This window comes from Marinitenerispora sediminis, from assembly GCF_003336425.1.
GTDB classification, from domain to species: domain Bacteria; phylum Actinomycetota; class Actinomycetes; order Streptosporangiales; family Streptosporangiaceae; genus Marinitenerispora; species Marinitenerispora sediminis.
Genome location: NZ_QEIO01000401.1, coordinates 1 through 331 on the forward strand (window position 1 = coordinate 1; position 331 = coordinate 331).

Consider the following 331-nt stretch of genomic DNA (forward strand, 5'->3'; position numbering starts at 1 on the left):
CCGCGAGCTGCCGGAGTTCACCTGGGAGCAGGCCACCCGCGCCGAGGCGCTGCGCTCGGCCGTCGGCGCCTGACGCCGGACGTCTGACGCGGCGCGGCCCCGGAGTCCACCCGGACTCCGGGGCCGCGCCGCGTCCGGCCGGCGGATCAGCGCCGCATGCGTTCCGGCAGCCGCGCGAGCGTCCACTTCTGGACCGCCTCCAGCGGGCCGGCGGGGAACCTCCGCAGCCACAGCGGCGCGGCCGTGAGCAGCAGCAGGCTCACCGCGCCCCACAGGCCCAGCACCCACCACGGGCCGGTTCCGGCGAACCTGGCGGCCAGACCGAGCCCGA

General features: G+C 78.5%; 1 protein-coding gene. It reads right to left on the reverse strand.

The window, feature by feature from the left end:
* Positions 1 to 146: 146 nt before the first annotated feature.
* On the reverse strand, positions 147 to 331 hold a 185-nt coding region (locus tag DEF28_RS27010), incomplete at its 5' end, for a DUF418 domain-containing protein (RefSeq protein ID WP_114400959.1).